Source organism: Algoriphagus sp. PAP.12 (assembly GCF_026652115.1).
Classification (GTDB): Bacteria; Bacteroidota; Bacteroidia; order Cytophagales; family Cyclobacteriaceae; genus Algoriphagus.
Map to the genome: position 1 here is coordinate 12767 of NZ_JAPPSQ010000030.1, position 15494 is coordinate 28260.

The following is a 15494-nucleotide window of genomic DNA, read 5'->3' on the forward strand; positions in this document are numbered from 1 at the left end:
TTAGGCAACGTTTCTCCAAGATTTGATCAATGCCGGAACCATGCTAAGAGCAATAATCAATAAGCCAAATGATTCCCGGCCGACTTCCATCTCATGGGTTTTCATACTCAAATCTCCCTGCTCGATTTCCTGATTGATCCAACCACCTACAGACTCAGGCCACCAATATAGCGATCCTGCCAAGCAGGCTATAACCACCAAAGTCAAAGGAAATTTGGGGAAAATCCCGCGAACAGCAAGCAAACAAAAGATAATCGCTACACCGTAAATGGGAACCCATAATTCCGGATCTGGATCATTGAATTGCCAGTAGGCAAACAAAGCAAAGATCAATGCGAAAACGCCGTAAAATATTTTTAGAAACTTCATAATTGAAATGTGATTAAGCAATAGTTACACAGCCCTCGTACTTACCAGGAGCTACTTTATATCCATAATAATCTACCATCACCTCTTTGACTGTAGTAAAGCCGAAAATGGTTTGTGATTTCATTAAGTCAAAAAACTTTTTCTCATCCTTATTCTCTGAATTGGACATAGCCACTAGAATCTCTTCTCTACCTTTTTGATCTGAGTTTAGGAAATTAGTTTTTCCTAACTCTTTCAATTGGGTTTTGATCAAATCTTGATCTTCTTTTTCATAACAATGCTCAAAAAGACGAATCAAAAATTTATCAGTCCCGGTACTCAAGGCTCCAATTGGCTTGGAATCAGGAGATGGAGTGTTGGCAGGAAGACCTTTGGGGATGATGGTATCTGCAATTGCAGAGATCAATTCTTCCTCCTTCCAGGAGAAAAAACCTTCATGAGTCAGCTGATCTGCAAAATGCCATTTCCAATCTGCGATAGCCAATCCAGCAATCCCTACTCCTACTCCACCAAGAATTTTTAATGATTTCCTACGGTCCATGGGTCCTTGTTTGAGTTACAATTTAATCGAATTACAAGATCAGCCCAAGATGATTTTTGTCATTTCCACTAGCGGTGCCCCAACTAGAGTAAAATGCTCATCTAGGCAAAAACTCATCCCTATAAAAATATTGGGATGAGTTTAAGAGGTTTTAGAGTAATATAAATTTTAATTATTTTCTATAATCCAATGGAGCAGACCTGTCTCCTACTAAAGCTTCGTACACAAAACCTTCTCCCTGTCTTCTCGTCAATTCTTCCTTAGCAGCTTTGGTCACTTCAGGATTTTTAAAAATATCTGCTGCAGTCAAAGCCAAAGTTTTGGCGGCCACCATCATTCCTTTTTGTCCAATACTTGTGCCACCTGCAGCTACTGCCTGCCACGTATGAGCTGACGTTCCTGGAACCCAAGTCGCTGCTCCAAGTCCAGCTGTTGGCACCAACCAACTCACATCACCAACATCGGTAGAACCGCCTGCTCCTTTTTCTGTAACTACAAATGGGGCAATTTTTTCAGCATCCTCTGGTATTGCCTTCACCCCAGAAGGGAATGTTGTAATAATTTCTTCTGCAAACTTTTTTTCTTCTGGATCATATTTTACGCCACCAACTAATTCTAGGTTTTTATTCATAATCCTGGCAAGAGTTTCATTTGGAAGTAAGTTATACACACCATTGATAATCTCATATTCCATTCTAGTCTGAGTACCTTGAGCGGCACCTTCAGCAGCATCTACCATTTTTTTGAATATTTCTTTTACCACCTGAGCATCTGGATGTCTCACATAGTGATAAGATTCTGCAAAAGCAGGTACTACATTGGGAGCTTCTCCTCCTCTAGTAATTACGTAGTGCATTCTTGTCTCCATTGGTACGTGCTCTCTAAGCAAATTCACCATAAAATTCATGGCTTCTACTCCATCCAAAGCAGATTTACCTCTTTCAGGAGCTGCTGCCGCATGGGAAGCTTCACCATAAAATCTGAATTTGGTAGAAATATTTGCCAATGAGGAATTTGCACTTGCATTATTTTGAGACCCAGGATGCCAATGCAACATAGCGTCTACATCATCCAACAAGCCTGCTCTGGCAATGTAAACCTTTCCTCCACCACCTTCTTCAGCTGGAGTACCATATACACGTACAGTTCCTTGAATATTATTTTTCTCCATCCAATCTTTCACAGAAATACCAGCCGCTACAGAGGCTGTACCGAATAAATGATGACCGCAAGCATGTCCTGCTCCTCCTTCTACAACGGGTTTTCTGAATGGAACAGCTTCTTGAGAAACTCCAGGCAATGCATCAAATTCTGCCATAATTCCCACCACAGGCTTCCCTGATCCATATTCAGCCACAAAAGCTGTTGGAATATCGGCTACTCCTGCCTTTACAGAAAACCCAGCATCTTTTAATGTCTTCTGCAATAAAGCCGAACTTTCAGTCTCTAAATACCCCAATTCAGGATTGGACCAAATTTGCTTTGATATATCTCCATAAAAACCTGCTTTCCCTTCCAGGTCGGAAATTATCTGATCTTGTTGAGCGAATACTGAGCCCGCTATTCCAAGACCGAGGAATAAAGTATAAAACTTTTTCATAAGGGATTCTTTAATCTAACTGGTTGATTTTACTTGATGTTGAAAATTATGCTGAAATAGAATTAGACCAAAGATTTTTTCAAAAAAATAATAGCACGCCCAATAATTTGAATTACTGAAAACAATTCTATACACTAAAGTTAAACTAAATTTGATAAAATAGAATTATTCTAATTTTATCATACACTTTTAAATAGATTGTTTTTTGATATTTCAGGTTTGTATGTATTTTTCTGATATATAAACCATTACGCCTTATGAAAAAACTGTTTAAGATTATTGGATGGATTCTTGGTATTGTTCTAGTTTTTATAATCGCCAGGATAGCATTTTTAAATTTCTCATTTCCAAAAGTCTCTCCAGCAGAAGAGCTGACTATCGAATATACACCTGATAGAATTGCCCGAGGTTCCTACATTGCCAACCATGTCGCGGTATGTATGGATTGCCATTCCCAAAGAGATTTCTCTGAATTTTCAGGACCTCCTGCTCCAGGCACTTTAGGTAAAGGAGGAGATCGATTTGATCACGGCATGGGGTTTCCGGGAGTTTTTTACGCAAAAAATATCACACCATTTGGAATATCTGACTATACCGATGGTGAACTTTACCGTCTGATTACAACTGGAGTTACCAATGATGGAAGAGCCATGTTCCCACTAATGCCTTATAGATATTATGGCAAAATGGATCCTGAGGACATCTATGATATTATTGCTTACGTCAGATCAATCCCCTCTATTGAAAGTGATATTCCAGATTCGGAAGCTGACTTCCCAGTGAGTGTGATCATCAAGACCATTCCTACAGATGCTACTCCTGAAAAAAAACCTAACCCCAACGATCAGGTTGCTTATGGTAAATATATGACCAATGTAGCCGGATGCATTGAGTGCCATACTCAAGTGGATGGTCAAGGTATGATTATGCCTGATTTGGCTTTTGCCGGCGGAAGATCTTTTCCTTTCCCAGATGGGTCCTTTGTTACTTCATCAAACATATCTCCTGACAAGGAAACAGGTATTGGAAATTGGACCGAAGACATGTTTGTCCAAAGGTTTAAACAGTACCAAGATTCTGCATATGTGAATCCAAAAGTTGCCCCTGGCGAATTTAATACTTTGATGCCATGGGTTATGTATGCAGGTATGAAAGAAGAGGATTTAAAGGCAATTTTCGCATACCTTCAATCATTGTCCCCTCATAGAAACCAGGTTACAAAATTCACTCCTGCCTCAGGAGAATAATCAAATCACAAGAAGCTAAAAGCCTCGGCATCTGATTGATGTCGAGGCTTTTTTGTAACAAAAGTCACGGATATATTTTTGATTTTTCCTTTATTTTTAAGGAATTAGGTATACATACACCTTTTTTATAACCCAAAATCACCCATGAAATCAAACAGAAGGAAATTTCTATCTCAATTAGGAGCGATTGGCACCGGGACAGGGTTGATGACATTGAACCCATTCAGTTCGGAAGCAAAAACCCGGAAAAAGAAAAAAGAATCATTCACAATCAGCATCTATCAAACTACGGATGTGCATTGCCAGATCCATCCTCATGATGAACTTTTTTGGGAAAATGGTCAATCAGTATTTAGAAAAACCGGAGGCTATGCTCACCTTAAATCATTGATGGAAAGTGAACGTGAAAAAGAAGAAAATAGCTTTTTGATTGATACGGGGGACATGTTTCAGGGATCTGAACTCTCTGTAAAAACCACCGGAGAGGCCATGGTTCCTATCCTCAATGAAATTGGATACGACTTATACCTTCCCGGCAATTGGGAAGTGATTTATTATAAACAGGCAATGCAGCATTTGTTGGGCTCTCTTCATGCTCCAAAAATCTGCGCCAATATGTACCATGACAAAGGGAATGGTGAAAAAGGGGAATTGATTTTTCCTCCTTATTATATCTGGACTGTCAATGGTGTCAAATTCGGATTCCTTGGATATACTGACCATCTCGTCCCAAAGAGACAACCACCTCTGCTGAGTAAAGGAATCCTTTATACTAAGCCTGAGGAAAATCTAGCTCATTATGTAGATGTACTTAGAAATCAAGAAAAATGCGCCTTTGTTGCCATCATTGCCCATTTGGGACTTTCTCAGCAAATCCACCTAGGAAATATCCCTGAATGTGAAGGAGTAGATTACATTTTGGGAGGTGATACACATGAGCGGGTTAGAAAGCCAATTCAAGGTAAATACGCCAAGATTGTTGAACCAGGCGCCTTTGGTTCATTTGTAGGAAAGCTTCAATTGAAAATCGAAAATGGAAAAGTAGTTGAGGACAATTATTCTTTGCTCGAAGTCTCTGCAGAAAAATTCCCTGCCGATAAAGACGTTGCCAAGCTGATTAAGAAGAATGAAAAACCCTTCCAAAAGGAAATCTTTGATGTGGTTGGCTACAGTGCATTACCTCTTTACAGGTATTTTGTAATCGAAAACCCGATCGACACCATGGTGCTGGATGCTATTTCTTGGCAGGTACCTGAGATTGATATAGTACTTTCCAATGGTTTTAGATTTTGCCCGCCCAACACAAGCCCAGATCATACAGGAAACATCCCAATCACTCATGGATACATCTATGACATGCTTCCATTTGATGCCTATATCAGAACAGGTCAAGTCACAGGGGCTCAGATAAAAACTTGGCTTGAGAAGGAGCTAAACAATGTCTTTGCAGAAGATGCCAGTAAGCGTTTTGGGGGATGGGTTATCAAATTCAGAGGTATGGAAGTTGAATTCTTGGCCTTCGGTGAGGAAGGTGATCGCGTTCAAAAAGTCATGGTAAAAGGTCTGCCTCTTGATTTTGAGAGGACCTATACCATCAGTGCCTGTGAAAGAGAAGGTGATGCAGATGATATTCTATGCAGGATAAAAGGTGTGAAAAACACCCAAAATACGCCTTTTACAATGCATCAATCCATGATCAACTATTTGGCGGCAAATTCTCCAGTCCATCCGATTCCACCAAAATCAGCAGTTGCACTGGATGCTCCGGCTACCTTGCTAACTCAAGTAAGTGGTGTTGATTATCAATTTACTTGATCAGATCTTAAACTAATCTCAAATCAAATTCTCTAAAACGATCTAAAACAGGATCTGTAGGATGAAGCTCGGTGACCAAAGTATGAACCTCCGTCAAATCGCAGGTTTTATACTTTTGAACCGTATGGAGTTTATCAGAAACTGAAAGAATGATCGTTTTTTTTGCAGCTCGCATCATGGCTTGCTTTACTTGGATCACTTCCCAATCAAACTCCGTCAAGCCGTGATCAGCATCCAAATAGCCAGTCCCTAAAATGCACAAATCCACTCGCAATTGATTTAAGGCATTTACTACCGTGCCTCCTATAGCAAATTTCGCCTCATGCAATAATTTTCCTCCCAAAAAAATCACCTCCACTTCTGGCAACTCCAAAAGCTGCATAGCCACATGAAGGCTCGGCGTAAAAACAGTCAAAGGAAGTCTCCTTGGAATCATCTTGGCCACTTCCATATTTGTCGTCCCTCCACTCATCAATATCACCTGCCCCTCCGAAAGCAAGGACACCGTCTTTTCTGCAATTCGGATTTTTTTGGAAAGAAGATAGACATTGCCATCATCCTTACTGAAATTCATAAAACCAAAGGAAGTGGCTCCTCCATGTACTTTCTTCAACTTCTTCTCCTTGGCCAGCTCTTTTACATCTCTCCGAACAGTGTCTATGGAAACATTTAGAGATTCAGATAAGTCAGTCAAAAGAACCCGATGATGTAAATGAACTTGGTCTAAAATGTATTTCTGTCTTTCTTCCTTAAGCATGGTGAATTGTTTGGGTTTGGGAAACTAACAAAAACAGCAAAACCATGCAATTCTCAAGACCCTTAAAATAATTCTTGCAAAATATTGCTTAAAAACCTTCACTTTCCAGAGATTTTCTGGGTAGTTTAGCTGACTAAAGCTGAAAGCCTTGATGACAATGAAATACACTTTTAGAGCTACCTATCTCTTATTTTCTCTCACCTTAATGATTGCTTTTCAAGCTTGTAGTCAAAAGGCTACATTCCGAATTCTTGAAAAACCGATCACTTGGAATAATGAAAGAGAGGAGCTTTCCCTGAAATATCTCAAGGAAAGACATGGGCTTGAAAAAGAAACTGCAACCATAGATCCCAAAATCGTAGTAGTTCACTGGACAGCTATCGACAATATCGAAGTGACTTTTGACGTTTTTGATTCCCCAACATTGGGAGGACGAGCAGATTTGACCGGAGCTAGCAACCTAAATGTCAGCAGCCAATTTTTGATTGATCGTGATGGCACCATTTTCAGATTACTTCCTGACACCACCTTTGCCAGACATACAATTGGCTTAAATTATTGTGCAATTGGAATCGAAAACGTTGGAAGTGATGATTCGCCACTGACAAAAGAACAATTGAAGGCAAATGAGGAATTGATCCGATATTTGAAAAGAAAATATGCCATAGACTATGTCATAGGTCATCATGAATATCAAAAGTTTCAAGAAACCGATCTTTGGAAAGAAGCCGATCCTGATTACAGAACCGTCAAATCAGATCCAGGAGACGAATTCATGAATAAGCTTCGATCCAAACTTAAGGACCTAAACTTAAAACCAGTACCCAACAATTAATCTATGAATCGGAATTTTCGATTTCTAACTTACATACTGCTCTTCAGCAGTATTTTTTACGCGTGTAAATCTTCAGAAAAAGTAAGCCAGGGCTCCAACAATTCAAAAAACATTGAGTTACCAAATGGAGAAACCCCTAGCACTAATTTTCCTTCCAAGGGTTTACCTTCTACTCCGGTGACTTTACCGCCTCTTTCTTACTCTATGCCTGAAATGCCCAGAGAATTTCGAGGAGTTTGGATTGCTACGGTAGCCAATATTGATTGGCCGATCTCTGGAGCTGATTCCTGGGAAAAGAAAAAAGCTGATTTTATTAAGCTTCTAGACTATTACAAAGGGCTCAATTTCAATGCAGTTATCGTGCAAGTTCGGGCTGCTGGAGATGCTTTTTACCCAAGCAATTATTCTCCTTGGTCTAAATATTTGACAGGCAAACAGGGACAAGCCCCTCAATCACCTGAAAATCCTCTGACTTGGATGATCAAAGAAGCACATGACCGTGGCTTGGAGTTTCACGCCTGGCTCAATCCTTACCGAGCTACGATGGATCTCAAAACCGAGGAATTAAGCCCAAATCATGACTTCAACCAACATCGAGATTGGATGCTAAAGTATGGTAGCAAATGGTATTACGATCCGGGATTGCCGGAAGTGAAGAACCATCTTTTGGCTATCATCAAAGAAGTGGTAGCCAACTACGACATTGACGCTATTCATTTTGATGATTATTTCTACCCTTATAAAGAGCCTAGGCTAGATTTCCCTGACAAAGCTTCTTACAACAAATACAAGAAATCAGGGCAATCAATTGACGATTGGAGAAGACAGAATGTCAATGATTTGATCTTTGCCCTGAACAATACAATCAAAGCTACCAAACCTTGGGTTCAGTTTGGAATTTCCCCATTCGGTGTCTGGAGAAATCAAGACAAAGACCCTAAAGGTTCTCCTACCCAGGCAGGGCAAACCAATTATGATGACCTCTATGCTGATGTCCTACTTTGGATGAAAAATGGCTGGGTGGATTATATGCTTCCGCAGCTTTATTGGAGCATGGACCACCCTTTGGCTTCTTATATAAAGCTCGCCGATTGGTGGTCAAACAATAGCTACAACACGAATGTCTATATCGGGAATGGCCCTTATAAGGTCCGGGCGGATTCCGACAAAGCATGGGAGAATCCAAATGAAATCACCCAGCAAATCAACTATACCCGAACTCTTCCCAATATTGAGGGTAATGCATTTTTCTCTGCGAAATCGCTATTTCTGAAAAATCAGGATGTGGCAAAAATTGTGAATGATCAAGTTTATGACACGCCAACTCTTCCGCCATTTTTCCAGCCCAAAAGCACTTCCATCATAGAAAATCCTGTGGTTCTATCTGTAGAAACCAATTCCAAGTGGACCAAAATTCAAATGGAAAATCCTTTGGATCCAGCTATCAGATATGCCATGGTTCAAGGAGCTGATCAATTAAATAATCTTTCAACAGCTGAAATCCATACCGTATGGGTAGGTGGGACAAGAGCTAGAGGACTTGAGGTTAGCAGTCTCAATACCAATTATTTGGCGATAAGATGGATAGATCATTTCGGTAGAATTGTTCAAACTCAAGTATTTCAAACACCAAAAAAATCAAAGCCATGAAAGACATGTTGGTTCGCTTGATCGGTCTTCCTGACATCCGGGATTTAGAGAAAAAACTAGGGGTCAAAGAAAAAATCACCTTTCGGCGAGCCATAGCTCCTGAGAAACATCTGGTCAGTGAATGGGTAAAAAAGGAATTTGGAGATTATTGGCAATCAGAAGTGGAAATCTCTTTTTCCAGACTACCTGTCTCATGCTGGATTGCTCAGCGAAGCAATGAATTATTGGGCTTTGCTTGCTACGAATCCACTGCCAGAAACTTTTTTGGTCCAACAGGCACCTTAGAAGGTGAAAGAGGAAAAGGAATCGGCAAAGTACTATTGATCAAATCTCTGGAATCCTTGAGAGAATTAGGCTATGCATATGCAATCATCGGTGGTGTCGGCCCCGCAGAATTTTATGAAAAAGCGGTAGGAGCAAAAGAAATCGAAGGATCTGAAACAAGCATTTATCAGAATTTATTGAGAAAACCATGAGTCAAAACACATCCAAAAACCCATGGCTTTGGGTCCCTCCATTATATCTGACAGAATCAATCCCATACGTCATTATCATCACTGTTTCGGTGATCATGTACAAAAGCCTTGGGATTTCAAATTCTGAAATAGGTCTATACACCTCTTTCTTGTATCTCCCTTGGGTAATCAAGCCTATCTGGAGTCCGATCTTAGAGCTTTTTGGAAATAAAAAACAATGGTATCTCAGTATGCAATTGATCCTTGCTGCTGTTTTCTTGGGAGTTGGTTTGACAACGGGTTTGAATCAGTTTTTTACGGTTACTCTAGCCTTCTTTTGGATGGGAGCATTTGCTTCGGCCACCAATGATATCGCTTCCGACGGCATGTATTTATTGGCATTGAAGCCGGATCAGCAAAGTTTCTTTGTAGGCTTAAGAAGTACTTTTTACAGAGTAGGAATGATCACTGGCCAAGGGCTCATAGTCATTGTTGCCGGTAATCTCGAAACCAGTCTGGGCGATCCAACCAAGGCTTGGTCCTGGACCATGATCATCGTTGCGGGCTTGATGTTAGTTTTAACATTGATAAACTGGATAACAACTCCAAACATCAAAGAGGAAAGAATTACGAAAGAAGAACAGCCCAGTTTCGGCAAAGTATTCGCCACTTTCTTCACCAAAAAGAATATTGGTCTATCACTCGCATTTGTCCTTTTGTACCGTTTAGGCGAGTCCCAGTTGGTAAAAATGGCATCCCCATTTTTCTTAGATGAAAGAGCTAAAGGAGGCTTGGGATTGAGCATAACTGATGTTGGTTATCTGTACGGAACTCTAGGTGTTATTTCCCTTTTGATTGGAGGAATTTTGGGAGGAATTGTGATTTCGAGAGACGGTTTGGGTAGATGGATGATGCCAATGGCAATTGCTATTAATGCGCCGAATCTAGGGTATGTTTTTCTTTCCTGGAATCAACCTGAAAGCTTCATCAATCCAGCAATTGTAGTAATCATTGAGCAGTTAGGTTATGGATTTGGTTTTGCAGCCTACATGGTATTCTTGATTTACTTGGCAGAAGGACTTTTCAAGACTGCCCACTATGCCTTGGCCACTGGATTTATGGCTATGGGAATGATGTTTCCTGGGATGGTCTCTGGCTATATTCAAGAATGGTTGGGGTATCCCGGTTTTTTCGTCTGGGTAGTGATCGCTACAATCCCAAGTTTCTTGATGGCCTATTTGGCGAAGTATCCAAAGGAATTTGGCAAAAAATCAGAAAGCTGAAACCTGAAATCTCATTATCCTAATTTTCCAATAGTTCAATTTCAGATTTTAATAATGAACAAATCCCAAAAAATCGCCCAATGTTTCTCCCCTGCAGCATTTATCCATGATACAGAGGAAAATTATCAGGAAATCGAAAAACTGATTTTGGAAGAAGAAATCGGCGGATTAACCTTTTTTCATAGTCGCCATTCTGCTGCGGCCAATTTTGAAAAGAGGGCAGAGTCTTTGGATACAGAAGGGACATTTGAAAAGCTGATCTCATTGATCAACCGCTATCAAAAGGTTTCCAAAACCCCACTGTTGATCAGCATTGATGGGGAATATGGGCTTGCCATGAGAATTGAAAACACACCGCAATACCCTTTTGCGATTTCTTTGGGATCATTGAAACAAGATGCTGAAAAATGGGTCGAAGAAGTGGGCCATCGCATGGGTTTGGACATGAAAAACTCAGGCATTCATTTGAACCTTGCTCCATGCTCTGATGTCAACACCAATCCAGACAACCCTGTGATAGGCTATCGCTCTTTTAGAGATAATGCAGAAAATGTCGCTAAGCTTTCCTTGGCTGCATATCAGGGAATGATAAAAGCAGGAATTGGAGCCTGCCTAAAACACTTTCCAGGTCATGGTGACACAGCAGTTGATTCTCATTTGGGTCTACCGATTTTAAATAAAACGAAAGCTCAATTAGAAGCTGAGGAATTAGTCCCTTTTCAATATGGAATCGATCATGGAGTAGAAATGATCATGGTGGGACACTTGGCTGTACCTGCATTGACAGGAGGTAAGGAAGTTCCTGCAAGTATCAGCCGAGAACTAATTACTGTGCTTCTCAAAGAAGAAATGGGCTTCAAAGGTCTGGTTATTTCTGATGCTCTCAATATGAAGGCAGTGGCCAAGCACTTCCCAGAACCAGGAATGCTGGAATGGAAGGCTTTTCAAGCTGGAAATGACATATTGTGTTTTTCAGATCATGTGAAAGAAGGAATTGAAATCATTGCTGAAAAAGCTTCTGAAGAAGTAGTTGACTTGGTTTTCGAAAAGATCATGGAGTTGAAAAAGAAGTTGGGAGTCTTTGATTTTCACCCAATGGAAGTTCCTTCATTTGATTGGGAGGGACATTCAAAGCTTCAAAAAGAATTAGCCCAAAATTACGTTTCAGTGATTTCGGGCGATATAGATTCTCAAAACTTAAAAGGATTAATTCAATCAGGTAAACTGGGATATTCTGAATATTTCACTTCCTCTCCAAGCTTATTCTCCCAAAAACTAGGCTTTCAATCTGATTCATCCGAAAAGCAAATCATTGCCGTTTTTGTCCCTAGCCATAAGCCTTTGAATCAATTTGGGATGGATTCTGAAGCGCTTGACAAAATCAAAGAATTAGCAAGCACAAAACCAAGCATTCTGGTCCATTTCGGAAATCCTTTGGCTCTAAAACATCTTGGAGACCTAAACGCTTTCGAGACTGTAATTTGTGCCTATCAAGGATTTGAGGAGGTTCAAGAGGTTATTGCCTTCAAATTACTTGAGGAATAATCCGAATCCATATTTTTTGACTAAATGCCAATAAAATCTCCTGGGGCCTCCATTTAAATAAAACTTCAGAGGCGGACCGAAATTTTAATAGAAATTCACTTATTAAAACCTCAGTAATTAAATCATTTCTCAGCCAATTTCATGAAAAAAAAATTTCGACTTGTTTGGACATTTACTCTTTTTTCAATCATTTTCAGTAGTTGTCAAGAAAATGAACCTGCCCCGATTGTTGACTTTACCATTAGTAAAACAAGTGCTAATGTTAATGAATCAATCATGTTTACAAACTTGTCCACAAATGCCTCGAGTTATATTTGGGATTTTGGAGATGGAAATTCCTCAACAAGTGAAAACCCAACACATACCTATTCTTCTTCCGGGGCTTTTACCATAACACTTATGGCAAATGGAGCAGGAGGTGACAATTCAGCTTCAAAAGTTATTTCGGTATCTTTTCCTGCACCTGTTTCTGATTTCGAAATTTTAAACACGAGTCCCTCACCAGGGGAATCCATTTTATTTAAAAACCTTTCAGAATTCGCCACAAGTTATAATTGGGATTTTGGGGATGGGAGCTCGTCTACAGAAAAACACCCGTACCACACCTTTTCTGAGGCTGGAACCTTTCAAATTGAATTAACTGCAAAAGGAGATGGTGGAGAAAGCATCACATCAAAGCCCATAACGGTCAGCACTCCAACATTTAACGGACTGACCACAGCCCAATTCAATTCCGAGATCGAATATGGAACCATGATGGATCAAGAAGGAAACGTGTACAAAACCGTTAAAATTGGTTCTCAAACCTGGATGGCAGAAAACCTGAGAACTTCAAAATACAATGATGGTACTCCCATCCCACTCATCACCAATGATGATGAATGGGAGGGTACTACATCAGGAGGATATAGCAATTACAACCATTCAAATAAACCTTCAGATGTCGCAACTTATGGCAGGCTCTACAATGGATATGCTGTCAGCAGTGGAAAGCTTGCACCTGAAGGATGGCATATTCCTACAGACGAAGAATGGCAAGAATTAGCCAATAAATCATGGGGCTTAGATGAAGCGGGAGGTCGATTAAAAGAAATTGGAACTACTCACTGGGACTGGCCTAACACAAGTGCAGGTAATCAGACTGGTTTTACAGCACTCCCAGGTGGCGAAAGAGTCGCAAATGGTTCCTTTAGGGATATGGGTATTTATGGACGTTGGTGGAGTTCCACAGTCATTGAGACCGAAAGAAATTCATATTGGGAAATGTTTTATAGCGGAAGTGAATTAGACAAATACGCCAGTTTTTATTTCGTGGGGTATTCTGTACGATTGGTTAAAGATTAATCGTCCTATCAAATAAGGTTAGAAAGAATTTGATTCGAGCATTTTCGGAAATCCTTTGGTTCTAAAATATCTTGGAGGCCTAAAAGTTTTTGGGCGTTGATTTGTGCCTATCAAGGAATTGGTGAGGTTCAGGAGGTGATTGCCTCTGACATTTTTTCAACTAAATAATTATTCCTCACCTTTATAATTACACACTGCAAACCGAATAAACTTACGTAATAAATCACATGATTCAACATAGATAAATAGCCCATTATCCTATAAATCAACTCTTCCTCTCAATTTGTCTTCTACCTCTGGTCTCTCCATAAAGAAAAGACTAACATAGGTTAGGGTATAGGTACCTCCAATTGGAAGAATTCCGCAATTATTATCAAATCCTCCTAACCAATCAAAGTACCAAGTGCTATTTGCATTGATCCTAATGGCAGTATTACATGTAGAGTCTTCCCTGATCAATTCTCAAAGGATTTTTCCCCAGAAGTCCTTTGGGGGAAAGGCTTTCAATTAGTCATGACAGAAAGAGAATAAAACAATTATTAAAAGCGGGAAGAAGAATAGCTTTTTCATGGTTTTCAATTTTCTTTTGAGCCATCTTTCAAAAGCCTCCTTTTCATATCTCTAAATCAGAGAAAATGAAAAAAGTAAGCATCGAAAAAGAAAAAGGTCAATCCTTAAAAAGTTTATGCATCTATTCTGGAAGCTCTCTTCCATAACCGATAAATAAAAACGACTTCCATTCTTTGCACATCATCATCAAAAAAGCTGAACGAATTTTTTTTTACCTTTGCCAAAATATTTGCTAAAGCACTATAAATCAACCCAAAAAGATTAACACAAAACCCTATTATTCAGGATATAAAAAGTCGAATAAAGAATGATTTGTGAAGTAGAAAAGAAAAACATAGAAGAATTCAACACTACCAATATTCTACCCCAAACCCCATTTTGGGGACGGGTTAAAAAAGATCAAGGGTTCGTTCCTCAAGGCTTCGAACTGACCATTTCCAAAGATCTGCTTATAAGTGGTTCAAGTTCTTTGGAAAAAAAAGGAGAGGATCTTCTCATTTTGATCAAATACATAGATAAAAACACCTGCTTTGCCTATGTACCTTACGGGCCTAAGCTTGAACCTGCTTTTGAAAATCAAGGAGTTTTTTTAGAGCAGCTATCTGAAACCATCAAACCTCAGCTTCCAGTAAACTGTATTTTTATCCGTTTTGATTTGACTTGGAAAAACCAATGGGCAGTTGAAGAAGAATATTTTGATGATGGGGGTAATTGGCTGGGACCACCATCCAATCAAACACAAGAATATCGCGTCAATTTCAATACTGCAAGATGGAATCTATATAAAAGCGTAGAAGACAATCTACCTAAGAACACTTTCTTTCTTGATTTATCATTGGAAGAAAAAGAATTGCTCAACAACATGAGGTATAATACGCGCTACAATGTTAGAAAATCCAATAAAAAGGGAATCAGAGTCAAAGAATATGGATTGGATCAAATTGGGGATTGGTACAAATTATATCTTGAAACTGCGGTCCGTCATCACATGCCTATTCAAAATCAGGATTATTTTTCTACAATTTTGAAAAATCAGGACAATTCTAATAAAGGGGTCTCAATTAAGATGCTGATGGCAGACATTGATGGTGAGTTTCTGTCTTCCATGTTTTTGGTATTATCAAAGAAGCGAGGAACATATCTATATGGTGCATCTACTTCCAGTCCAAACAACCTCATGGCAAGCTATGCCCTTCAATGGGAATCAATCAAAATAGCAAAGAGTCAAGGGTGTACAGAGTACGATATGTTCGGTTCAGCACCAAACCTCAATCAAAGTCACCCCCTACATGGTGTCCATATCTATAAGAAGGGCTTTGGAGGAAATTTATATCATAGAATGGGATGCTGGGACTATCCTTTCAATCAAAAACTATATGAATCCTATCGGTTTCAGGAATTAAAAAACTTAAAAAATTAGCCGGAATCAGTTCATTTCCACAAACTATTAATAGAAACTACAATCAATAAACCCCTCCCAATT

The 15494-nt window shown here is 39.6% G+C and carries 14 protein-coding genes; 9 read left to right on the top strand and 5 right to left on the bottom strand.

What is annotated here, in order from left to right; genetic code table 11:
- From O0V13_RS20365 to O0V13_RS20375, 3 genes are all read right to left on the bottom strand, one after another.
- A complete protein-coding gene (locus O0V13_RS20365; protein ID WP_268036866.1) occupies nucleotides 1-369 on the bottom strand; it encodes a transmembrane 220 family protein in 369 nt (122 codons plus the stop codon).
- A gap of 13 nt (nucleotides 370-382) precedes the next feature.
- Nucleotides 383-910: a gluconate 2-dehydrogenase subunit 3 family protein gene (locus O0V13_RS20370; RefSeq protein ID WP_268036867.1), complete on the bottom strand. Its 528-nt coding sequence runs from the start codon at nucleotides 908-910 to the stop codon at nucleotides 383-385.
- Nucleotides 911-1082: 172 nt separating this feature from the next.
- Nucleotides 1083-2510 (bottom strand): amidohydrolase, encoded by a 1428-nt coding sequence (locus O0V13_RS20375; RefSeq protein ID WP_268036868.1) that lies wholly within the window; start codon nucleotides 2508-2510, stop codon nucleotides 1083-1085.
- 257 nt (nucleotides 2511-2767) lie between these two features.
- On the opposite strand from O0V13_RS20375, the gene O0V13_RS20380 reads away from it, so the two are divergent.
- Complete coding sequence (locus O0V13_RS20380) at nucleotides 2768-3757, top strand: c-type cytochrome (protein WP_268036869.1); 990 nt, start codon at nucleotides 2768-2770, stop codon at nucleotides 3755-3757.
- A gap of 144 nt (nucleotides 3758-3901) precedes the next feature.
- On the top strand, nucleotides 3902-5572 hold the full coding sequence (locus O0V13_RS20385; protein ID WP_268036870.1) for a bifunctional metallophosphatase/5'-nucleotidase: 1671 nt from the start codon (nucleotides 3902-3904) through the stop codon (nucleotides 5570-5572).
- Nucleotides 5573-5579: 7 nt separating this feature from the next.
- On the opposite strand, the gene O0V13_RS20390 is transcribed toward O0V13_RS20385, so the two are convergent.
- Nucleotides 5580-6329, bottom strand: a complete 750-nt coding sequence (locus O0V13_RS20390; protein ID WP_073573388.1) for a DeoR/GlpR family DNA-binding transcription regulator — start codon at nucleotides 6327-6329, stop codon at nucleotides 5580-5582.
- 157 nt (nucleotides 6330-6486) lie between these two features.
- On the opposite strand from O0V13_RS20390, the gene O0V13_RS20395 reads away from it, so the two are divergent.
- The 6 genes from O0V13_RS20395 to O0V13_RS20420 all read left to right on the top strand — a co-directional run bounded on the left by O0V13_RS20395 (nucleotide 6487) and on the right by O0V13_RS20420 (nucleotide 13441).
- Complete coding sequence (locus O0V13_RS20395) at nucleotides 6487-7164, top strand: N-acetylmuramoyl-L-alanine amidase (RefSeq protein ID WP_268036871.1); 678 nt, start codon at nucleotides 6487-6489, stop codon at nucleotides 7162-7164.
- 3 nt (nucleotides 7165-7167) lie between these two features.
- Nucleotides 7168-8814: a glycoside hydrolase family 10 protein gene (locus O0V13_RS20400; RefSeq protein WP_268036872.1), complete on the top strand. Its 1647-nt coding sequence runs from the start codon at nucleotides 7168-7170 to the stop codon at nucleotides 8812-8814.
- Nucleotides 8811-9290 (top strand): GNAT family N-acetyltransferase, encoded by a 480-nt coding sequence (locus tag O0V13_RS20405; protein WP_268036873.1) that lies wholly within the window; start codon nucleotides 8811-8813, stop codon nucleotides 9288-9290. The genes O0V13_RS20400 and O0V13_RS20405 overlap by 4 nt, the downstream gene beginning before the upstream one ends.
- Entirely contained in the window at nucleotides 9287-10552 is a 1266-nt protein-coding gene (locus tag O0V13_RS20410; protein ID WP_268036874.1) for an MFS transporter, read from the top strand. Before O0V13_RS20405 ends, O0V13_RS20410 begins: the two co-directional genes overlap by 4 nt.
- 54 nt (nucleotides 10553-10606) lie before the next feature.
- Nucleotides 10607-12097: a glycoside hydrolase family 3 protein gene (locus O0V13_RS20415; protein ID WP_268036875.1), complete on the top strand. Its 1491-nt coding sequence runs from the start codon at nucleotides 10607-10609 to the stop codon at nucleotides 12095-12097.
- A 141-nt stretch (nucleotides 12098-12238) separates the two neighbouring features.
- The gene (locus O0V13_RS20420; RefSeq protein WP_268036876.1) at nucleotides 12239-13441 is read left to right on the top strand and encodes an FISUMP domain-containing protein; all 1203 of its coding nucleotides are present in this window, start codon (nucleotides 12239-12241) and stop codon (nucleotides 13439-13441) included.
- Between the two features lie 258 nt (nucleotides 13442-13699).
- Here the strand turns inward: O0V13_RS20420 and O0V13_RS20425 are convergent, their stop codons facing one another.
- A complete protein-coding gene (locus O0V13_RS20425; protein WP_268036877.1) occupies nucleotides 13700-13900 on the bottom strand; it encodes a hypothetical protein in 201 nt (66 codons plus the stop codon).
- A gap of 418 nt (nucleotides 13901-14318) precedes the next feature.
- Between O0V13_RS20425 and O0V13_RS20430 the strand changes: the two genes are divergently transcribed.
- Nucleotides 14319-15431, top strand: coding sequence for a lipid II:glycine glycyltransferase FemX (locus O0V13_RS20430; protein WP_268036878.1), 1113 nt, complete (start codon nucleotides 14319-14321; stop codon nucleotides 15429-15431).
- Nucleotides 15432-15494 lie beyond the last annotated feature (63 nt).

What these genes read in the sequence shown, in the direction of transcription:
- O0V13_RS20380 (WP_268036869.1), top strand. Translation starts at nt 2,768, where the DNA reads ATGAAAAAACTGTTTAAGATTATTGGATGGATTCTTGGTATTGTTCTA.
- O0V13_RS20385 (WP_268036870.1), top strand. Translation starts at nt 3,902, where the DNA reads ATGAAATCAAACAGAAGGAAATTTCTATCTCAATTAGGAGCGATTGGC.
- O0V13_RS20415 (WP_268036875.1), top strand. Translation starts at nt 10,607, where the DNA reads ATGAACAAATCCCAAAAAATCGCCCAATGTTTCTCCCCTGCAGCATTT.
- O0V13_RS20430 (WP_268036878.1), top strand. Translation starts at nt 14,319, where the DNA reads ATGATTTGTGAAGTAGAAAAGAAAAACATAGAAGAATTCAACACTACC.
- O0V13_RS20370 (WP_268036867.1), bottom strand. Translation starts at nt 910, where the DNA reads ATGGACCGTAGGAAATCATTAAAAATTCTTGGTGGAGTAGGAGTAGGG.
- O0V13_RS20375 (WP_268036868.1), bottom strand. Translation starts at nt 2,510, where the DNA reads ATGAAAAAGTTTTATACTTTATTCCTCGGTCTTGGAATAGCGGGCTCA.
- O0V13_RS20420 (WP_268036876.1), top strand. Translation starts at nt 12,239, where the DNA reads ATGAAAAAAAAATTTCGACTTGTTTGGACATTTACTCTTTTTTCAATC.
- O0V13_RS20405 (WP_268036873.1), top strand. Translation starts at nt 8,811, where the DNA reads ATGAAAGACATGTTGGTTCGCTTGATCGGTCTTCCTGACATCCGGGAT.
- O0V13_RS20400 (WP_268036872.1), top strand. Translation starts at nt 7,168, where the DNA reads ATGAATCGGAATTTTCGATTTCTAACTTACATACTGCTCTTCAGCAGT.
- O0V13_RS20390 (WP_073573388.1), bottom strand. Translation starts at nt 6,329, where the DNA reads ATGCTTAAGGAAGAAAGACAGAAATACATTTTAGACCAAGTTCATTTA.
- O0V13_RS20365 (WP_268036866.1), bottom strand. Translation starts at nt 369, where the DNA reads ATGAAGTTTCTAAAAATATTTTACGGCGTTTTCGCATTGATCTTTGCT.
- O0V13_RS20395 (WP_268036871.1), top strand. Translation starts at nt 6,487, where the DNA reads ATGAAATACACTTTTAGAGCTACCTATCTCTTATTTTCTCTCACCTTA.
- O0V13_RS20410 (WP_268036874.1), top strand. Translation starts at nt 9,287, where the DNA reads ATGAGTCAAAACACATCCAAAAACCCATGGCTTTGGGTCCCTCCATTA.